General features: G+C 37.5%; 18 protein-coding genes. 13 read left to right on the top strand and 5 right to left on the bottom strand.

Annotated features, from left to right (window positions below):
- Window positions 1-26: 26 nt before the first annotated feature.
- On the bottom strand, window positions 27-1,019 hold the full coding sequence (locus tag LY60_RS01100) for a sigma-54 interaction domain-containing protein (protein ID WP_145078794.1): 993 nt from the start codon (window positions 1,017-1,019) through the stop codon (window positions 27-29).
- 368 nt (window positions 1,020-1,387) lie between these two features.
- Between LY60_RS01100 and ucpA the strand changes: the two genes are divergently transcribed.
- The 10 genes from ucpA to LY60_RS01050 all read left to right on the top strand — a co-directional run bounded on the left by ucpA (window position 1,388) and on the right by LY60_RS01050 (window position 10,880).
- Window positions 1,388-2,188, top strand: coding sequence for an SDR family oxidoreductase UcpA (gene ucpA, locus LY60_RS01095; protein ID WP_145078791.1), 801 nt, complete (start codon window positions 1,388-1,390; stop codon window positions 2,186-2,188).
- Between the two features lie 30 nt (window positions 2,189-2,218).
- Window positions 2,219-2,995 carry a glucose 1-dehydrogenase gene (locus LY60_RS01090; RefSeq protein ID WP_145078788.1) on the top strand — a complete coding sequence of 259 codons (777 nt, stop codon included), beginning with the start codon at window positions 2,219-2,221 and terminating at the stop codon, window positions 2,993-2,995.
- 219 nt (window positions 2,996-3,214) lie between these two features.
- On the top strand, window positions 3,215-4,600 hold the full coding sequence (gene gcvPA, locus LY60_RS01085; protein WP_145078785.1) for an aminomethyl-transferring glycine dehydrogenase subunit GcvPA: 1,386 nt from the start codon (window positions 3,215-3,217) through the stop codon (window positions 4,598-4,600).
- Between the two features lie 31 nt (window positions 4,601-4,631).
- Window positions 4,632-6,215 carry an aminomethyl-transferring glycine dehydrogenase subunit GcvPB gene (gene gcvPB, locus LY60_RS01080; RefSeq protein WP_145078782.1) on the top strand — a complete coding sequence of 528 codons (1,584 nt, stop codon included), beginning with the start codon at window positions 4,632-4,634 and terminating at the stop codon, window positions 6,213-6,215.
- A gap of 133 nt (window positions 6,216-6,348) precedes the next feature.
- Window positions 6,349-7,431, top strand: coding sequence for an ATP-NAD kinase family protein (locus tag LY60_RS01075; RefSeq protein WP_246145337.1), 1,083 nt, complete (start codon window positions 6,349-6,351; stop codon window positions 7,429-7,431).
- Between the two features lie 151 nt (window positions 7,432-7,582).
- Window positions 7,583-9,010, top strand: coding sequence for an APC family permease (locus tag LY60_RS01070; protein WP_246145336.1), 1,428 nt, complete (start codon window positions 7,583-7,585; stop codon window positions 9,008-9,010).
- Window positions 9,011-9,190: 180 nt separating this feature from the next.
- Entirely contained in the window at window positions 9,191-9,571 is a 381-nt protein-coding gene (locus tag LY60_RS01065) for a hypothetical protein (RefSeq protein WP_145078775.1), read from the top strand.
- 137 nt (window positions 9,572-9,708) lie between these two features.
- Window positions 9,709-10,029, top strand: a complete 321-nt coding sequence (locus LY60_RS01060; protein ID WP_145078772.1) for a putative heavy metal-binding protein — start codon at window positions 9,709-9,711, stop codon at window positions 10,027-10,029.
- On the top strand, window positions 10,026-10,403 hold the full coding sequence (locus tag LY60_RS01055) for a ribosomal maturation YjgA family protein (RefSeq protein WP_145078770.1): 378 nt from the start codon (window positions 10,026-10,028) through the stop codon (window positions 10,401-10,403). Before LY60_RS01060 ends, LY60_RS01055 begins: the two co-directional genes overlap by 4 nt.
- Before the next feature lie 12 nt (window positions 10,404-10,415).
- Entirely contained in the window at window positions 10,416-10,880 is a 465-nt protein-coding gene (locus tag LY60_RS01050) for a flavodoxin family protein (protein ID WP_145078767.1), read from the top strand.
- Between the two features lie 154 nt (window positions 10,881-11,034).
- On the opposite strand, the gene LY60_RS01045 is transcribed toward LY60_RS01050, so the two are convergent.
- On the bottom strand, window positions 11,035-11,715 hold the full coding sequence (locus LY60_RS01045) for a lysoplasmalogenase (protein ID WP_145078765.1): 681 nt from the start codon (window positions 11,713-11,715) through the stop codon (window positions 11,035-11,037).
- A 243-nt stretch (window positions 11,716-11,958) separates the two neighbouring features.
- Here LY60_RS01045 and LY60_RS01040 point away from each other — a divergent pair, with 243 nt between their 5' ends.
- On the top strand, window positions 11,959-12,546 hold the full coding sequence (locus tag LY60_RS01040) for a putative immunity protein (protein ID WP_145078762.1): 588 nt from the start codon (window positions 11,959-11,961) through the stop codon (window positions 12,544-12,546).
- A 230-nt stretch (window positions 12,547-12,776) separates the two neighbouring features.
- Here LY60_RS01040 and LY60_RS01035 read toward each other — a convergent pair whose 3' ends face one another.
- Genes LY60_RS01035 through LY60_RS01025 form a run of 3 tightly spaced genes read right to left on the bottom strand, consistent with a single transcriptional unit; the run spans window position 12,777 to window position 17,064 of the window.
- Window positions 12,777-13,949, bottom strand: coding sequence for a hypothetical protein (locus tag LY60_RS01035; protein ID WP_145078759.1), 1,173 nt, complete (start codon window positions 13,947-13,949; stop codon window positions 12,777-12,779).
- 52 nt (window positions 13,950-14,001) lie between these two features.
- On the bottom strand, window positions 14,002-15,639 hold the full coding sequence (locus LY60_RS01030) for an amidohydrolase (protein WP_145078756.1): 1,638 nt from the start codon (window positions 15,637-15,639) through the stop codon (window positions 14,002-14,004).
- A gap of 39 nt (window positions 15,640-15,678) precedes the next feature.
- Window positions 15,679-17,064, bottom strand: coding sequence for an APC family permease (locus LY60_RS01025; protein ID WP_246145335.1), 1,386 nt, complete (start codon window positions 17,062-17,064; stop codon window positions 15,679-15,681).
- 215 nt (window positions 17,065-17,279) lie between these two features.
- Here LY60_RS01025 and LY60_RS01020 point away from each other — a divergent pair, with 215 nt between their 5' ends.
- Together LY60_RS01020 and LY60_RS01015 are read left to right on the top strand one after the other, a co-directional pair.
- Window positions 17,280-19,265: a sigma 54-interacting transcriptional regulator gene (locus LY60_RS01020; protein WP_145078755.1), complete on the top strand. Its 1,986-nt coding sequence runs from the start codon at window positions 17,280-17,282 to the stop codon at window positions 19,263-19,265.
- 41 nt (window positions 19,266-19,306) lie between these two features.
- Entirely contained in the window at window positions 19,307-20,752 is a 1,446-nt protein-coding gene (locus tag LY60_RS01015) for a serine hydrolase (protein WP_170226062.1), read from the top strand.
- Window positions 20,753-21,071 lie beyond the last annotated feature (319 nt).

Genomic DNA, 21,071 nt, shown 5'->3' with positions numbered 1-21,071 from the left:
GTAATCACCTCCATTATAAAATATCGTCATGTAATTATGTCTGCTTCAAAATCATCATGATGGTTGATTTTTTCTTCAAGGTTGTACACTTTTATTCTGCGAAGCAATGTTGTATTGCTTATACCAAGTTTAATCGCAGCCTTTCGTATGGTGTTGGAATGTGTAAGCGCATTTGTAATGATTTCTTTTTCATAATCATTGAGCATTTCATCTAATGTATGAGAGCAATTTTCAGTAATGGTTTTTAAATTAATTGATGAGGATTCAATCAAATATTTTGGTAAGTCATTTATTGTAATTATATTATCTAGAGCTGTAATGTAAGAGGACTCAACAATATTTCTCAATTCCCTTACATTGCCGTAAAATGTATGGTTAGTAATTACGTACAATGCAGATTTATCAAATGTTCTGTCAATGTTATACATACTTATCAGTTCATGCAAAAATTGTTCCAACAGAGGCAGAATGTCTGCTTTTCTTTCACGCAAAGGCGGTATTGTGATTGTTGCTACACTTAATCTGAAATACAAGTCCTTCCTAAAAGTTCCATTCTCAACTAAGTTCCATAAGTCAGCATTGGTACATGCAATAATTCTGACGTCAATTGACTTGGACCAACTTCCACCAATTCTCCTAACTTCATGCTCCTGCAATACCCTGAGTAGCTTTACCTGAAGAAGAGGGGATAGTTCGCCTATTTCATCCAGTAGCAGGGTGCCCTTATGAGCAGATTCAAATAAGCCCATGCTTCCTTTAGTGTTGGCACCTGTAAATGCTCCGCTTTCATACCCAAATAGTTCGGAATCAAGGAGAGATTCCGGTATTGCTCCGCAATTAACAGTTAAAAACGGCATGCTTGCTCGGTTGCTGTATTTGTGTATTAGTTTAGCCACAACTTCTTTACCGACACCTGTTTCGCCATTTATTAAGATGGTCGTTTTAAACTGGGCATATCTTTTAGCCATATTAAATATATCTTTCATTTCATCACTATAAAATACACTTTGTTGGTCCATAATTGCACTCCATTGGTTCAAAAATGAAAATGGGGTAAATCACTAATATTTAAATGAATTATAGCAGGTATTAAAAAAGAAAAAACTCGAATTATGAAAATATTGAATCAACTTTTCGATAAATTTAGTAAATTGTAAGAGCATATAACAAAATGTTGATAACATTTTATCAATTTTCGACATTTCAAAGACAATCAACTTGTCTTGTTTAGGCTGAATTTTAACAGGTTATCAAATCGATATTTTTTATTAGACATGGAATGTAAAAAAATAGGTATGAATATTGCTAATATAATTTTGAAATCAATTAGATGTAAAACTTAAATGTGACTTTTCTATATGAATTTAGAAGGGAGCTGTACAAAGCTATGAGAAAATTCAATGGAAAAATAGCTGTGGTAACCGGGGCTGCCATGGGAAACGGTTTGGGTATAACTGAGGTGCTTTCAAGAGGTGGCTGTACTGTGGCCATGGTTGATATTTCGGACAAAGTGTATGGTGCTGCTCAGAAATTAATGGCGCAAGGATACGGTGTAATTCCATTCACTGCAGATGTAAGTGACTTTATTTCTGTTAATAATGTAATGGTAAAAATTGCAGAAGAGTATGGAAAAATAGATATTCTTGTAAACAATGCTGGAATCATTAAGGTGATGTCATTTTTGGACATGGATGACAGGACAAGAGACTTACACTGGAACATAAACATAAATGGCGTATGGAACTGCTCCAAGGCAGTAATTCCATACATGATAAAGCAGAAATACGGGCGAATTGTCAACATGTCTTCTGTAACAGGTCCAATGGTAGTGGATACGGGTGAAACAGCATATGCTGCATCTAAGGCTGCTATATGGGGGCTGACTAAAGCTCTTGCCATTGAAATGGCTGGATTTGGAATAAGTGTCAATGCTGTGTGCCCAGGCTATGTGGATACTCCAATGGCACAACAAATTGCAAGAGAATCAAATCCGGATGATCCTGATGCTGTCAAGAGAGGAATTGCTGCGGCAGTACCATTAAGGAGACTTGCGACTATACAGGAAATTGGTCAAACGGTAGCATTTTTGGCCTCAGATGATGCAAGTTACATAACAGGAACTCAAATTGTAATAGACGGCGGCAGTACATTGCCTGAAACGTTTGGGGCTGTTGCTTATGTTGATTAAATAAAACAATACATAATTAGGGGGTATAGAATGGGCAGACTTGATAACAAGGTGGCAATGATTACCGGTGGAGCAATGGGGATTGGGGAAGCAGATGCACTTCTTTTTTCTAAAGAAGGAGCAAAGGTTGTTATAACCGATATTGACGCAATTCAAGGGAAAAAGGTAGTCGATGCAATAAGAAATGATGGCAGTGAAGCTATGTTTATCAAATTGAATGTAGCAAAGGAAGAAGAGTGGGATAATGCCATTTCTGAGACCATTAAAACATATGGGAAAATTAATATACTTGTAAATAATGCTGGGGTTTCATTAGGTAAAAACATTGAACAAACAACTTTAGCAGAATGGAATAACGTCATGGACATTAATTCCAAAGGTGTATTTTTGGGAACCAAGAATGCTATCATTGCAATGAAAGAAAACGGTGAAAATTGCTCAATTATAAACAGATCATCAATAGATGGCCAGGTAGGAGAGCCGGATTTGGCGGCATACTGTGCTTCGAAGGGAGCTGTTACTATTCTTACTAAGGCAGCGGCACTTCATTGCGGCAAAAAAGGTTATAAAATCAGGGTTAATTCTGTGCATCCAGGCTATGTGCATACTTCTTTAACTGAAAAGGAAGCATCAGATTCAGGCCTTTCCGATGATGAATATTTTTCAAACGTCGGCAAGCTGCACCCCATAGGATATATTGGAAGACCAATGGATATTGCTTACGGTGACTTATACCTGGCATCTGATGAATCCATTTTTGTGACGGGGTCTGAATTAACAATTGACGGCGGATGGACAGCTCAATAAATGTTTTAGTCGAGGTTAATAAAAATTATTATTTTATATCAAATATTCAATCAAGGAGGAATCAAAATGAAAAGTTACAGCTGCAGTTATTTAAAAGGAGGGTAATTTGAATTTAAATAATTATAATGCTTGTATTTTATCAAATTATTGTCATTATTAATTAAGCGATAGCTATACACACATTGATTTTAAATTTAAATGTAAATGGAGGTAAAATTGATGAGTAATAAATGTAACGTGGTATATCCATATATTCCTAATTCTGTTCCTGAAGTAAAAAAAGCAATGCTGGATGAATTAGGCATGAACAGTGTTGAAGACATTTACAAGGAAATTCCTGAACGCCTTAGGTTTAAGGGTGAAATGAATATACCTGCTCCTATTCATTCTGAAGCCAGACTTCAAAGACATGTAGAAGATATTCTTTCTAAAAATAAAAATTGCAAAAGTTACATTAGCTTCTTGGGAGGAGGAACCTGGAATCATTATGTTCCTGCTGTATGTGATACCATTGGCGGCAGGGATGAAATCTTAACCTCATATGTTGGCGAAGCTTTTTCTGACCATGGTAAATTCCAAATACTGTTTGAAAGCGAAAGTATGCTTGGTGATTTGACAGGATTTGATGCATGCAATACTCCTACCTATGATTGGGCAAATGCTTTAGCTATCACATCAAGAATGGCTTCGAGAACTACAGGAAGGAAAGAAATTCTTGTATCTGAAGCAATCGGCCCTCAAAGGAAGCTAGTAAATGAAAACTACTGCAAGCCGGACATTACAGTAAAAGAAATTAAATTTGATTATGAAAATATGTGTCTGGATTTAGAAGATTTAAGAAGTAAAATTTCTGAAGATACAGCATGTGTTTATTTTGAAAATCCAAATTACTTAGGTTTTATAGAAACTCAGTATGAAGAAATTGTAAAAATTGCTCATGAAAAAGGAGCATTGGTGGCTGTCGGTGTTGATCCTACATCATTGGGAATATTGGAGGCACCCGGAAGCTTTGGTGCTGATTATGCACTTGGTGAACTTCAGCCTTTAGGAATTCATATGTCCTTTGGAGGAGGCTTGGGTGGATTCATTGCCTGCAGAGATGAAGAAAAATTTGTAGCTGAATACCCTTCATTATTGTTCGGAGTATTGCCGACAGTTAAAGAAGGCGAGTATGGCTTTGGCCAAGTTGCTTTCGAAAGAACTTCTTACGGTTCCAGAGAAAAAGGCAAGGACTTCATAGGAACCTGCGCAGCATTGCATGGCATGATTGCAGCTGTCTACCTGGCATTAATGGGACCACAGGGAATGAAGGACCTTGGAAATGGCATATTGCAAAGAGTAGCTTATGCTAAAAATGAGCTGTCTAAAATTGAGGGCATTAAAATTTATGATGGCTGCAACTTTAAGGAATTTGTAGTTAATTTCGATGGTCTTGGAAAATCAGTTAAGGAAATTAATAAAGCCCTCTTCGAAAAAAATATTTTTGGCGGAATAGACCTGACTGTTGATTTTCCGGCTCTAGGCAACAGCGCATTGTATGCTGTAACCGAAATGTTGACTAAAGATGATATTGATTCATTAGTAAAAGCATTTAGAGAAATGTAATTTAAAAGAATAAATGAAGGGAGATATATAGATGAGTAAAGCATATTTAAGGAAAAATTTTCATGAAGCTTGTTGGGATGAACCAATGATTTATGAACTTTCAACTCCCGGAACGAGGGGAATATTAACTCCAGAGGTTGAGGAAGAAATAGTGGCTTTGGTTGGTGATGCTTCTGATTTATTACCTCAAAACGTACAGAGAAAATCACCTCTTTTATTGCCTGAAGTTGACCAAAAGCATGTTCTGGCACATTACATTCACCTTACTCAGGAGACCATGGGTTCAAATGTCAGCAACGATTTGAGCGAAGGAACCTGCACAATGAAATACAATCCAAGATTGTGCGAAACTTTGGCTTTAAATGAAAATTTTGCATATGTACATCCGGATCAAGATGTTGACACAATACAAGGTGTTCTTGAAATATACTATAAGTTTGAACATATTATGAAGGAAATTTCAGGTATGGACAAATTCAGTTTTCAGCCAGGCGGAGGTAATCAGGCAGTTTACTGTGCTGCTTCGGTTTTGAGGGCATATCACAATTCAAGAATGGATTACAAGAGAGACACAATAATCACGACCATATTCTCTCACCCATGCGATGCAGCTGCTCCGGCCACTGCAGGATACAAGGTAATCACACTGTATCCTGATGAAAGAGGAGTTCCAGATTATGAAGCTCTTAAGAAAGCCGTGGAGGAAACAGGCGATCATCTGGCCGGCATTTTTATGACTAATCCGGAAGACATAGGTATATACAATCCTAATATAGATAAATTTGCTGATTTGGTTCATTCTGTAGGTGGCCTATGCTACTATGACCAAGCAAATGCAAATGCATTTTTGGGAGTTGTCAGGGCAAGAGAAGCAGGATTTGACATGTGCCATTTCAATATTCATAAGACATTCGGAACGCCTCACGGCGGAGAAGGTCCTGCATGCGGAGCATTTGGCTGCAGAGAATTTTTGACTAAGTTTTTACCTAAGCCTACAGTCGAGTTTAATGGTGAAAAATACTATCTAAATTACGATATGCCTGACAGCTTTGGCAAGGTAAGAGAGTATTTTGGAGTTGCCGGAGTTATATTGAAGGCATACAGCTGGGCTATGATGCATGGCGTTGAAGGCATGAAAGAATGTGCAGCTATTTCAGTATTGAATAACAACTATCTTGAAAAACTTCTTCTCTCAATCAAAGGATGCGGCGAGGCATTCTTGGGCAACGGAATCAAGAGACAAGAACAATGCAGATACTCATGGGAAGAACTGTACAATGATACTGGAGTAGGAACAAATGATATTAATAAGAGAATAAATGATTACGGTATTCCATGGTATTGGGCTTCTCACCATCCTTGGGTTATTCCTGAACCAATGACTCTGGAACCGTGTGAAACATACAGCAAGTGTGACTTGGAAGAATATTACCAAGCTCTGAAACAAGCTGCTGAAGAAGCTTATACAAACCCTGAAGTTGTGTTGACCGCTCCCCATAAGAGTGCATCACACGACCTGGCTAATCCAGAAGACCTTGATGATCCGACTAAATGGGCTATAACCTGGAGAGCGTTCCTCAGGAAACATGGTGACCAATATATTAAGGTTAAGTAACAACATTTATATCAGTAGCCTTTAACTATAACATCCTTGTTATAGTTAAGGCTGCTGACAATATTTCAAACAACAGAAGGGATGTGTAATTTTGGCTAAAAAAATCGGAATTATTGTAAATCCGGTAGCAGGTATGGGGGGGAAAGTTGGCTTAAAAGGATCAGATGGTGAAGAAATATTAGCCAAAGCGATTGAATTAGGAGCAAAACCAGAGTGTCCAGACAAAGCTATAGTTGCTATAAGTCAGATTAAGCAATTTGACGATGACATCTTAGAAATATATACTTATCCGAATGAAATGGGGGAAAATGAGGTTAGGGCATGTGGGTTAGAACCTATAGTCATTAATCATATGCATTCTTCAAATACAAAGCCGGAGGACACTATAAGAGCTGCCAAAGAGATGTATGAAATAGGTGTGGAATTGATACTCTTCGCAGGAGGAGACGGAACTGCCAGAAATATTTTGGATGCAGTGGGAGACAGAATAACTGTTTTGGGAATACCCGGAGGATGTAAAATACATTCTGCCGTTTATGCAATTAACCCGAAAACAGCCGGTAAACTTGTATTGAAATTTCTACAAGGAAAGGTTAAAGATTTAAGATTATCGGAAGTAATGGATATTGACGAGGATGCTTTCAGAGAAGGGGTTGTGAATGCCAGATTATATGGTTATATGAAGGTACCTTACGATACAAAGATGGTTCAAAATCTAAAAAGCGGTAGGGCAACAGGAGAAGAAGCAGCTTTAGACTTGGTATCCAGGTATATTGCTTTAAATATGGAAAAAGATGTGCTTTATATAATGGGGACAGGTTCAACAGTCAGAGGTGTTATGGATAAATTGAAACTGAGAAACACGCTTCTGGGAGTGGATTTGGTTTGCAATAATCAAGTAATAGCCAATGACGTAAATGAAAATACTATATTGTCATATCTGGATAAGTATAGTAAAGCAAAGATTGTCATTACTGTAATTGGCGGCCAGGGGTACTTGTTTGGAAGGGGTAATCAGCAAATAAGCCATCGAGTCATTAGAAAGGTTGGTTTGGATAACATATTAATAATTGCAACCAAGAACAAGATGTATTCTCTTTTCGGACAGTCATTATTGGTTGATACCGGCGACGAAGTATTAAATTCGGAGCTTAGCGGTTATGCCAGAGTTATTGTAGGTTATGATGAATCTGTTATGTTTAAAGTAATATCATGATAGTTAATATACAACAAACAAAAGTTATAGAAAGCAGTTGATTTTTGAAAGAAGAAAAGCAAATGGTATAACAATGTGCTTTGAAGAGTTTAATTCCTTGAATATATTCGAATCGTATCACTTTAAATAATAATTGAAGGGGTGAAGTAAAGTGTCAGAGAAAAATATTCAAATGGAAAACAATCAACCTGAAGGATTAAACAGAAATTTAAGACTATTATATGTTTATGCTCTAGCTACAGGCGCTATTTTGACATTCATCGGGTATTGGGACACAATATTTATGTCATACTGCGGACCTGGCACATGGTTAGCTTTTCTGTTAATGACCATAATTGTTTTACCAATAGGATTTGTTTATTGTGAACTGGCTTCGTTATTTCCACGAGTTGGAGGAGAACTTCTTTACAATACGATTGGAATGAACAAGCATATGGGGTTTTGGGCAAGTTGGCTTATTATGGCTGCATGGGTAACAGTGCCAGCTTCTGGAATGATGGGAATTATTGCATGGGTTGACCATGTTGGAAACTTCAACATGACAGCTAAGGATATAGCCATAATTTCATCTGTTGTACTGGTGGTTTATACATTTTTAAGTTTAAATGACATTCAAATAGCCGGTAAGGTTCAAACATTTATGCTTTTTGGAGCATTAATAGGTATAGTATTAACTTCGATTATGTTCTTCACCAGTCCGTATTGGAGTTTTGATAACTTGAGACCTATGTTCAGATCAGTTTTGAGAGACGGGGGAATGCAAGGCTGGGTAATTGGCTTGGGTTTGATTATAACACCGTATTTTGGATTTGAAACTGTTCCACAAATGGTTGAAGAAGGCACATTTCCTATAAAAGATAGTGCTAAGGCAATTTTAGGATCCATATTGACATGCGGAGCTCTTTACACTTTGTTTTTCTTTGCATTAGGTGGAATGGCTCCGTGGGAACAATTAATCGGTCTTGAAAACGGAGTAGTAACAAAATCTTTTATCACTATAACATTAATGGAAGATATGCTTGGTTGGAGGGTATGGCCATTGTTGTTTGGTGTATTTGCAATCCTTTTTACAATCGGAACGTGCATACTGGGATTCTGGATTTCAGCTGTCAGATTGATTTATGCAATGGGCAGACAGAATTTCCTGCCACCAATCTGGTCAAAGGTAAATAAACATCACCAGCCTATATTGCCAAATATCTTCATATTGGTTATAAGCCTGGCATTTCTGCTTATCATGAATTCTTCGACTTTCATGAATGACTTTTTCAATATAATGTCGTTCAGCTGTGCAGTAGCTTATGCATTAACCATGATTTCGGCTATTCGTATAAAACAAAAACATCCTGAGTGGGAAGCACCATTCAAGTTGAAAGGCGGAATGGGAATGAGAGTTCTTGCACTTGCATTTGCTTTGTTAGCTGTATTACTTTGCGCAACCGGCTTGGGAATAGGATCATGGAAGAGCTTAGGGATTTATTTGATAATTGGAGCATTTTTGTGGATGTACATGGTATTAGGCAGATGGAAGAGTTCATCAGTTATTATGTATACACCTGATGGTAATAAAGAATATTAATCATATATAAACAAATTTGATTTCTGCGAAAAAGCGACAATGTGTTTAATCACATTGTCGCTTTTTAGTTTTGATGTTTTGTAAGGGTACAAATAAAAACCGAATTGAACAGAACATGTTTATGCCGGCAAAATTCAGGTATAATAATATTAACATAAAATGAATTTTAAGGAGCATGGCATGAAAAAACATAAATCAATAATCATAGGATTAATCATAGCAGCAATATCATTTGTATTGATGTACACAGGGATAAGATTTATTAATAACACAGAAGTAATAACAGAAAACATAGCATATTATGCATTGTTTTCATTGATATTAGGAGGCATATCGGCTGTTTTCCATTTCTATAAGTTAAAATATGCTTTGATATTTTTCATTGCAGGTATAGCAATCGGATATTTTGAAATGTTTCGCAGGTTTATGGACAATTTAGATGGCTGGGGAGACCTGGCAGGCATACTGTCATTGTTCATGTTTGTTACAGCAGGACTGTTTGCAGGAATTATTGTTCAGACAGTCCATCACTTTTTAAAAAGTATAAGAAAAAAAGAATGACATTAAAAAATAAACACTTTTTCAAACGACTGTTGTAGGTATGTTTTATATTGGTTGACAGATAAAGACACAAATTATATCATTAATGTGTGAAAATGGAATAAATTATAGAAAGAGAATGTTATTTGGAGGGCAATATGATAGTAACTACTACACCTACTGTTGAAGGAAGAAAAATAGTTGAATACAGGGGAATTGTTTTTGGAGAAGTTGTTTCGGGAGTTGATTTTGTAAAGGATTTTGCAGCAGGACTAACAAACTTCTTCGGGGGAAGGTCAGGATCTTATGAAGGCGAGCTGATTGATGCAAGGGAAAGTGCGCTGAATGAAATGATGCAAAGGGCTGCAAGCCTAGGAGCCAATGCCGTAGTCGGCGTTGACGTTGATTACGAGGTGCTTGGGCAGGCTAACAACATGCTCATGGTTACGGTATCGGGAACAGCAGTTGTAGTTCAATGATAAGGAATAAAAGAGCATATTACGCCATTGCGTTCTTGATATTGTTGATGGTTGAGATTGCAATTGCCATATATGTACATGATGATTTCATAAGGCCCTACGTTGGTGATGTCCTTGTGGTAGGGGTTGTCTATTTCTTTGTTAGGATTTTTGTTCCTGACAAAGTTAAGCTAATGCCTCTTTATGTGTTTATATTTGCTGCTCTTGTAGAGGTTCTGCAATATTTTCAATTAATCAGTCTTTTAGGATTGGAAGAAAATACTTTTGCCAGAATATTGATTGGTTCAACTTTTGATGTGAAGGATTTGTTTTGTTATTTCATTGGATTTATAATCATACTTGTGTTGGAACTTTTGCCGATTCGGCTACGATAGGGGTGATTTCTAATGAAGACATTGATAGTATATGACTCTGTATTCGGAAATACAAAGACCGTGGCTATGGCCATGGAGGAATCAATGAAGGAAATTGGTGAAGCATCTGCCGTCCATGTAGGGAAGTATCATCAGGGACTGCTGGAAGGGGTGGATTTGCTGGTTGTTGGTTCTCCCACAAGGGGATTTAAACCAACAAAGGAAGTGTCTGAGTTTCTTAACATGTTGCCTGCCGGAGAGCTTGCAGGTATAAAGGTTCTGGCGTTTGACACAAGGTCTGATGTGAAGAAAATCGACAACAAGGTTCTTAATTTTATGGTTAAGCATTTTGGTTATGCAGCAGAACCAATAGGGGAAAAGCTGGTTAAAAAGGGAGGAACTCTTGCTAAGCAGCCGGAAGGATTTATAGTAAATGATACTGAAGGCCCTCTTAGGGACGGAGAAATTGAAAGGGCTAAGAAATGGGTTAAGATTTAAAAGATGTGGCTGTTGCATTAGCGACTTATATCATTTGAGAGTTAGTCCGAAGAATTTCAGAATTTCAAAAGCTGAGATTCTTGCCATGGCTCAGGATGACATAATGCTTAATGAAACAGCCCCATTAATTTGTGGTTCTTTGTGAAGTGATTAATTATGTATAGAATAGTGAAGCTGCAATCAGCAGTTGTCCCGTGAAATACGCAATGCTGTTAAGAATTCTGAACTTGTACTTACCGTCCATGTACTCATATATTAAAAGAAAAATGTCTGATGATATAAACAAGGACGCTCCCAGTGCCATGAAGAGTCTTGATACCATGTGGTAAGGAGAGAAATAAATCATGGACAGAGCCTTGACAGTCATGAGGACAATTAACAAGCTGTATGCGGATAGGGCATACTTAACTTCGCCAAAGTCGATTTTCTTCTTGTTTGCATAATATATCAGCAATCCATAAATGACTATGGAAACAAAAAGGTTGGGCAGGAAAAACCCTCCTGCTAGTAACATTGAAATAAGAAAGGACAAATGGGTCAGACCAAAACACAATATACCGGTTGTGTATTTTTTTATGTCGGATTCAAGATAAATGAGAAAATAATCTCCCGCCAGGGACAACATAAGACCCAACAAAATGAAGACAGCATACAGGCTGAAATCATTAAGGGTAGCTCCAATTAGTCCCGAGGAACAAAACACAATAGAAAGTGCCAGTTTTAATTTTGGTTTTTCAGTACGTTCGTGATTTTTCACATGAACAATGTAGACGGGAAGCAGCACAAACAAGTAAACAACTGAAATCAATTTTAATACAATCAAACTATTTTCCATATTTTCACCTCGTTATATAATATGAAAAACACTACTTATTGGATATATACCAAAATATTTATATTTAAAACCACATTCTTAAATGATGTTCATTTTGAATAAATTATAACTTTAAAATCATAACGGTAAATATCGGGTATACAGTGTAATCTGTAAAAATGGCTTTAGATACATGCAAAAAATTATGAACGATATGATATAATATTAAAAAATAATTTCAAAATTGAAAATTTAGGAGTATATATGTTTTCAGATGTAGAAATCAAAATAAAGAAAAGAAATAAAATTTTATTTTCTCGTGACAGTCAGTGTTTACAGGAGTTATTAGAATTAATTCGATTGCAAAGTCACAGAACACTTGTTATGTGGGCGTTGGATTGTGCAAAAATGCCTCTGAAGCAGTTTGAAGAAAAGTATCCTGATGAGCAAAGACCAAGAGCATGTTTGGAGCTTTGCGAAGCTTGGGCAAGGGGCAAAATCAAAATGCCCATAGCAAAACGAGCAATACTGGATTCACATGCTGTGGCAAAAGAAATTGATGATGACGAATATGGTGATTTGTGCCACGCTATCGGCCATGCTGGTGCTACAGTGCATGTAGAAACACATGCCATAGGTCTGCCCATGTATGAATTAACTTCAATAGTCTTAAAATATGATAAAAATGATTTTTACAAACCAGTCATCGAAAAGACAGAATATTATAAAGAACGTCTGCTTTACTGGCATGAAAATACCGATAAACTAAAACTTGATTGGGCTGACTTCCTATTGAAAGACTCCATACCTAACAAGGAAAGATTATTATGGGAAGAAAGAAAGTTAAAATAATAAGTATTGAGCAAAATAGGCTGTTGCATTAAGCATTAATGTCATGCTGAGCTTTAGCGAAGGATCTCATATTTAGAATTCTGAGATTCTGCAGTTTCGCACACAAATTTATGTTCGCTTTCACTCACATAAATTTGGTGCTCATTGCGAGTGACCTACCGCTATTTTTCATAAAAACTAAAAAATAGGGTTAGGGCATCTTTCGGGCTAAAGCTCTCAGAATGGCATAGCTAACACTCAGAAATTAATTTTTTTGCTGCACAAAAAATTATTCTCATATATTGCTCAACATCTTCAGGAGTTAAAACTGGAATTTTCCAGTAATTTATATAATCTTCCGGCACAAGGAGAGACATTACAGAGGCTGTTCCAGGAACTATGCCTGCTGCCCTTGCTGTGTCGTGGAGATCATTTGACATGAAGCTTATTCCTCCTGCATCTTCACTGACCATTCTTGCAATTTCAGCTATGATTGATGTTTTGTCTATTGCTGATTGGGCTCCTGACAGTCTTTCGCCAAGTTTTATTATTTCTCGGGCAAAATTTCTAGTTGCATTTTCCAGATTTCCTTTTGATATGGGGAGTGAATCATTTTTTAAAATATATGGGAGACTCAAGTCGTTGGCTGCACTTGCCAGCGCTTTTGCAACGTCTGTGTTGTCAATTATTTCCTGGCCACGGAATAAAAATGTGCTGCAATTTATCTCCTTTGACAGGGACGGCACGTATGATTTACTTTCAACTATTATGTTTGGAACATCTTGAGTTCCAAGGAGTTTCATGATTTCTCCCTTTTGACCTAGGGCGGTGTTTCCTTCATTGTCTTCAGCAGGTCCTATTCCTCCTTCAGAACCGTTTATGTTCAAAAGAAGTGATACAGGTATTCCGTTTATATCAACAACAGTTCCTGACATTTTGTCTATGAGTCGGTCATATTTCTCATTGGTTGTTAGAATTTTGTGGGGAAATTTTTTGCAAAATGAATCCATTACTGCCAAAGCTATTGCACCTTGGAGTGCAACTGGTGTTTCCATGGCTCCCTGTCCGTACATCCTGCCGAAAGTTTTCACAGCCACAGTCTGGGTATATATGCCGTCTTCGCCTTCAGCTCTTCTGAGCATGTGCACTTCCTGCGGAGTGAGCCCTCTTCTTGTATGGGACGTTCCTATTCCCCCTCCATATGTTTCGACGGTTATGGAGCCTGTTTCAGAATTTCCTGTAACATATTGTATGGTTGTGTCAACCTTAAAAGCTTCCTTCATTATGGAAGCAACAACTGCAAAACCTGCAGAATCATCCTGCACAAAGCCTGAGTGGCTGTGGACGTGTCCTATTCCGGCGTGACCCAGTACAGCCAGAACTCCTGTATTTTTTTCTGATATCTTTACAACATAATCTTTCATAACTTCCTCCAACAAAAAACCGGATACCATGCATTTCTGCATGGCACCCTTTTTATAAGCTGTAAACTTTTTTGCCCCCTACATATGTTTCAACAACACGCGTGTCAAGAATTTCTTCTTCAGATTCTAAATTGAACAAATCTCTGTCGAGCAATATAAAATCTGCAAGCTTTCCTGATGTTATTGTACCCTTTATGTTTTCTTCCCCGGAAGCATATGCCCCTTCAATAGTGTATGCTTTTATTGCTTCATTCATGGACAGTCTTTCTTCTGGCAGATAAATCTTTTTCTCATGGCCGTTAATGTTTTTCCTTGCAACTGCAGTGTAAATATTAGGCATTGTGTTAAATGATTCTACAGGGCAGTCTGTGCCGAATGATGCGTGAATTCCCTTGCCAACCATTGTCTTCCATGCATATGATGTATTGGCCAGCTCTTTTCCCACTCTGTCAGCAACTATGTTCATGTCATAATCAATGAATATTGGCTGTATGAATGCAAGTACGTCAAGCTCCTTGAAACGATCAAGCAAATTATGATCTGTTATCTGGCAGTGAACAATGCCGTGACGCGGGTTGTGGGAAGGATCTAGTTTCTTTGCATTTTCTATGGAATCAAGAGCCATTTCTATTGCCCTGTCTCCTATGGCGTGAATTGCTACAGGACAATTTTTTTTGTGTGAAAGAAGAACTAATTCATTCAAATCTTCCTGACTGAACATTTCAATTCCTTTTGTACTTTCATCGTCACTATAATGATTTCGAAGAGCTGCCGTCCTGGCGCCCAAAGAACCGTCACTTAAAATTTTTAAGCATGCAACACGGTACTTGTCATTGCCGTAGCCGTAATGATAATTTTTGTTGAAAAAGTCTTCTGCGATAGTCTTATCCATCAACAAGCACTGTTCGCTTATACGGATGTTCAAATCCCCGGATTCGTCCAATTCCTTCAAAGCAGTGAACAACATGTCGTAATTGCTGTTTGGCATATATCCTATGTCATCGCTCTGCACTGATGTGAGACCTTGTGCAAATGCTTCGTATTGAGCTTTAACCAACACTTCTTTTAATATCTGCATATCCAGCGTTGAAATCATGGACTTCACATTATCCAGCAAACTTTCCTTGATTACACCGTTTGGTTCTCCGTCAGGAAGAAGCTCCACAAGTTTTCCATACTTAGGCGCAGTTTCTTTTGTTATTCCCATTAATTTAAGCCCTGCAGAATTCAGCACTCCTATATGAAAGCATGCTCTCATTACAAGTACAGGAACTTCGCCTGTTATGTCATCCAGATCAAATTTATTTGGAAATCTTTTTTCATCAGTGAAATAATCATGATTCCAGCCTTCGCCTTCAACCCATGTGCTGCCGTTAAGCTTTTCATCCTTCATTCTTTCTGCAATGCGTTCTCTTACTTCGCGGATGCTTTTGGTTCCTGTGAGATTGATGCTCCTGAGACTTTTGGCATAATGCACAAAATGCATGTGGGAATCGTTGAGTCCCGGCAAGACCAGACGTCCTGCCATATCAATTTCCACATGGGCACGTCCATTTTCATTTAAATAATTTCTTGCGCCATCCAGGGTTCCCACATATGTAAACTTGTCATCCTGTACAACAAATGCTTCTGCGTTGGGATTTGAAGCATCTACTGTATGGATGTTTCCGTTTTTAAATAAAGTTATCAATTATTTGCCTCCATACACGCCTTTTATGAAATTTTATGATTATATGCTTTCTTTTTTCAGCTTTCTGTCAAAATAGTAGTAAACAACACAGCCTATTGCTGGAACTATGAAACCAATAAGAGCTGTTACAGGGTCTTCGATGAATGTATTTATCATAAGACCAGCGAATATTAAAATTGTTATGAATACAGTAACAGGATATCCCCAGATTTTATAAGGTCTTTCAAGATCGGGATATTTTTTTCTGTATACAAGTACTGCGCCTACAACAAGTACGTTGAACAGCATTCCTGTGAATACAACCATGCTTGTAAGCTGGTCAAGGTTTCTGCTTAATACCAGTATAACTGAAATTATGCATTGTGCAATGATTGCAGTTGAAGGAACTTTGTATTCAGGATGTAAATTTCCAAAGCTTTTGAAGAAGTGGCCTTCTTTTGCCATTGCATAATAAGTTCTGGGGAATGTAAGAATCATACCGTTCAATGAACCAAACATTGATATAATCATACCTACAAGAACAATTGTACCGCCCACGTTGCCGAATATTCTCTTCGCAACTTCCGTTCCCAGATAATAGTTGTCTGCATTTATCATGGCAACAATCTCATCATGTGGCAACACTTTGTAAATTGAGTAGTTGAACAATGTATAAAGTACAAGGATGCCGCCGATTGCAATTATTAAAGAAAGTGGAAGGTTTTTCTTAGGGTTCTTCATTTCTTCAGCTACTGTGTTTAAATTAGTCCATCCTTCATATGCCCACAATGTTGCAACAGTTGCAAAGGCAATCATTCCTAATATGCTTGTGAAGCTTACAGCGCTGCCGTCAGCAGGAACCATACTTAAATCAGGAGTTTGTTTTCCGAATATTAATGCTCCGAACATGATGATTGCTATTGGAATAAGTTTAGCAACCATGGAAACATTTTGAAGTATGGATGCTTTTTTAACCCCCATGTAATTATAAACTGTAAGTGCTGCAATCAGAGCAACTGCTATTAACTTGATTGTCATGTCGCTCAGGTCAAAGAAACTTCTAAGAGCTGTAGGCAGTGCAACAGCAATTGCTGCAATGGAGCCTGCTCCACTAATAAGCCAGCTTACAAAACCAAACAAAAATCCAACTATAGGGTGGTAAGCTTCATTCAAATAAACAACCATACCTCCAGCAACAGGTCTTGAAGCACCAAGTTCTGCAAAACAAAGTCCTCCAAGCAGTGATACAATACCTCCCACGATCCAGCACAATATGGCAAGACCCATGCTCATGCCTGTTCTCATCAAAACATAAGAACCTAAATAGAAAATTCCGGAACCAATCATGATTCCACCGATGATGCTCACACCGCCGAATACGCCGATTTCTTGTTTGAATTCGGATTTTGTGGATTCCATCATCTTTGTAGCTTCATTTTTACTCATACTCTTCTCCTTTATAATTGATTTAATAGTGCTTGTTACTCAAATAACAATCAAGCAATTACTGTGCCAAGTATAATTCTATTATATCACTACAATATGACTGGGTTTTGTGGAGCAAATTATCCTTGTGACAACAAAATAATAGGATAAAAATAGAAAATAATCCTATTAATATCTTATTTGTGTTATAATAAGGTAAAAGTTTTGGAGGTACTATGAAGACCATATTGATGATATATAATAACAGAGAAAATTGGAACGTTATTGAATACCTTAAAAGATGTGTGGAATCTATTTTTGAAAATTATGTGCAGGTTGAAAATGTGTTTTTAACAGAACTGGGTGAACATGAAATGATAGAAGGTGACATATACCTGGTTTTGTACGAACACATGATTTATATTTTGAAAAAACACATTACTGACTTTGACAAGGTTGTTGTAATGACAAGGGGAATAAATAAAAAATTTGTCAATGAAATAAGAAAAGTTGCAGACAACACAGACATACTTGTTGTGAACGATTCATATGAAAGCACCATTCAGACCACAAACACATTTTATGAACTGGGCATAAGCAACATCAATTTCATACCCTATGAAAAAAGGCTGGATGTGAACAATTTTTACAATGATATTAAAATTGCCATCACTCCTGATGAGATGAACCTGATTCCGCCTCACATCGAAAAGGTTATTAACATTGGATACAGGGAAATAGGATATGACACCACAATCAGAATAATGCAGAAACTGAGGCTGGGCCATAAGTCTGTGAACCGCAACATCATAAAGAACATGAACGACATTGTGGAGCCTAACGCTGTTTTTAAAAGCAACTACCTGAACAGTTATCTAAAGGGTGAAATGCTTGACAAAATGATATTTAATTCCTATGAAGGAATATTGCTGACGGACAGCAGCTACAACCTGGTTTATTCCAATGAAAAACTCAACCGTATTTTCAATGTATATGACGACTATACAGACAAGAGCATAGATAATTTTGTTGAGGGGGAAATTTGTAATCTCATATGCTGTGCAGATTTTAAAAGCAAGCTTATAAAGATTAATGAAGAAAATTATGCTGTTGAAAAATCTCCTGTAATGCTTATGGACCATGCCATAGGATACAATTTCATATTCAGGCATGAAAAAGACATAAGGGATCTGGAAATCAATCTGAAGAATAACCTGGTGAAGAAAGGTCTTTTTGCAAAATACTCATTTGAAAAAATTATACACAAATCAAATGCCATGATGCACTGCATAAGCCTTTCAAAAAAGGCAGCCCTCACAAATTTCACCATACTCATACAAGGAGAAAGCGGAACAGGCAAGGAACTCATGGCGCAGTCCATCCATAATTTTTCAGACAGAAAGGAGATGCCATTTGTTGCAATCAACTGTGCTTCGCTGCCAGAGTCTCTTCTGGAAAGTCAGCTGTTTGGTTATGAAGGCGGTTCGTTTACCGGTGCAAGCAAAAACGGAAAAATAGGATTGTTTGAACAGGCAAACACGGGAACATTGTTCCTGGATGAAATCGGAGACATTTCTCCCAACGTACAAAGTCAGCTTTTGAGAGTTATTCAGGAAAAACAGATAATGCGAATAGGAAGTGACCGTGTTATCAACATTGATGTAAGAATAATAGTTGCTACAAACAAAAATCTGGAGGAAGAAGTGCACAAGGGCAACTTCAGGAGCGATTTATTTTACAGGCTCAACGTTATTCCGATAAAAATTCCTCCTCTCAGGGAACGAAAAGAAGATATTTTTTTGCTTCTTAAATATTTTCTGGGTTCAAATTATTCAAAGGTAACTGACGAAGAAAAAACATCAATAATGGAATACAGTTGGCCGGGCAATGTGAGGGAGCTTGAAAGTGCAGCAAATTATTTCATGACTCTGGAAGAGTTTCCAAAGGGAATTACAAAAAGTGAGACAAAAATTGCTCCAAAGGAATCCAAAGCAGATGAAATTGAAATATTGAAAATCATCAGTAAAAACACGGACGATTTTCATGGAATAGGCAGGACAGGCATAATATATTATTTGAAGGAAAGAGGAATCAGAATAAGTGATGCCAGGACAAGGGTGATATTGGAATCGCTGAGCCAGAATGGATTCATTGAAATAAGAAAGGGAAGATCAGGCAACAGAATAACAGAAAAGGGCATGAATTTTCTAAACATGGCATGAAAATTGCTTTAATTAAGCTGATAATAATTGAGGGAGGAATTATGGGAAATTTATCTGAAAAAACAATCAAGACCATTGAAAGTGAAATGAATTATTGGAAGATACCCGGAGTTTCAATTGCAGTGATTAAAGATGGGAAATTGATGCAGTCAATTGGATTGGGATTTAGAAATGCAGAAGAAAATCTGCCTGTAACGGCTGATACAATGTTTGGAATAGCATCCTGTTCTAAGTCCATGACATCTGCACTTATTTCAATTCTTGTGGACAAAGGTGTATTAAATTATGATGAGCCGGTGACAACTTATGCACCTAATCTTGTGATGAAGGATCCTGCAGCAAGGAACATGACGCTGAGAGACATACTTTCTCACATGACAGGTTTTGGAACTCATGATGCCTTGTGGCCCGGAGACACAGACAGGGATGACCTGGCAGGAAGGATGAGATACATAAATCCATGCTCAGACTATAGAAAAGAAGCCATTTACAGCAACGTAATGTATGCATTGGCAGGCTATGTTGCCGAATGTGCAACAGGAGAGACGTGGGATGATTTGATGAAGGAATATATTTTCAGCCCTCTGGGCATGGAACGCACAAATTGCTCAGTTGAAGAGATGAAAAAGGATTTGGATTATTCTTTGCCATACCGTGTGAGAAACATGAAAAGCTGTGCTGTTGATTTGTGGAATGTGGATCTGGCAGGCCCTGCTGCTTCAGTTAATTCCACTGCCAATGACATGGCAAGATGGCTCATGATGCACATTGCCGGAGGAAAAAAAGAAGACGGCACTGTCTTGATTAAATCCGGGACATTTAAAGAGATGCACACTGTCTTGTCCTCCATGGAAGATTCCATTGGATGTGGAGAAGGATTTTATGAGTGCAGCGATTATTCAATGGGATGGAGAAGAGGGTATTACAAAGGTCATGCGTTTTTTAAGCATACAGGAAAAATAGAAGGCTTCAGCTCCATACAATCATTTCTTCCTGATGATAAAGCAGGTGTGGTAATTCTTACAAATCTTCATTCGCCAACTGTGCCGTTTATGTACAGCTCGCTGTATACAATTCTTGATGAAATACTGGGAGAAGAGCCTGAAAACTGGACAGAGAAGTTCCATGGTGAAGAACTGCCAAAAGAAGAAGATTATCACGACTGCGAACTGAATTATTTCACAGAAGAACAAATCCCTGGTACTCAGCCAACACTTCCTTTGAAAAATTATGAGGGTACATATCATGATGACGGTTATGGCAATGTTAAAATCATTTATGAAAATGATAATATTTACATGTTATACCGTGATATGAATATATGTTTAAAGCATTATCACAAGGATGTGTTCCGGGCAGATGACGTGCTGGAAGACATATATACAATTTCATTGCCTGTAAGTTTTCAGACAGAAAACGGAGCGGTAAAATCTGTTGCTGTTCGTTTTGAAGAAATGGTTCCGGACATAATTTTCACAAAGCTCTAATAAACATGCGCTTAAACTTATGTTGATGACAAAGTAATTTTTGACGTTGTCATTCTGAGGGCATAGCTCGAAAGATGACCTAACCCTATTTTTCAGGTTTTTTTCTGAAAAATAGCGGTAGGTCATTCGCAATGAGTACCAAATTTATATGAGCGATAGCGAATAAATAAATTTGTGTGCGAAACTGCAGAATCTCATGTTTTTAATAAGCATGAGATCCTTCACTATCGTTCAGTATGAAAGTGTCTGGGTTTGTGATAGTCTGAGTGTAAGCTTATAATAATGCTTTTGTTAAATAAATGTAACACAATGCTGTGAA

The sequence above is a fragment of the Sedimentibacter saalensis genome, from assembly GCF_007830175.1.
In the GTDB taxonomy this organism is placed as follows: Bacteria; Bacillota; Clostridia; order Tissierellales; family Sedimentibacteraceae; genus Sedimentibacter; species Sedimentibacter saalensis.
The sequence above is the reverse complement of the archived record's forward strand: the minus strand, read 5'-3'. Positions and strand labels throughout refer to the sequence as shown.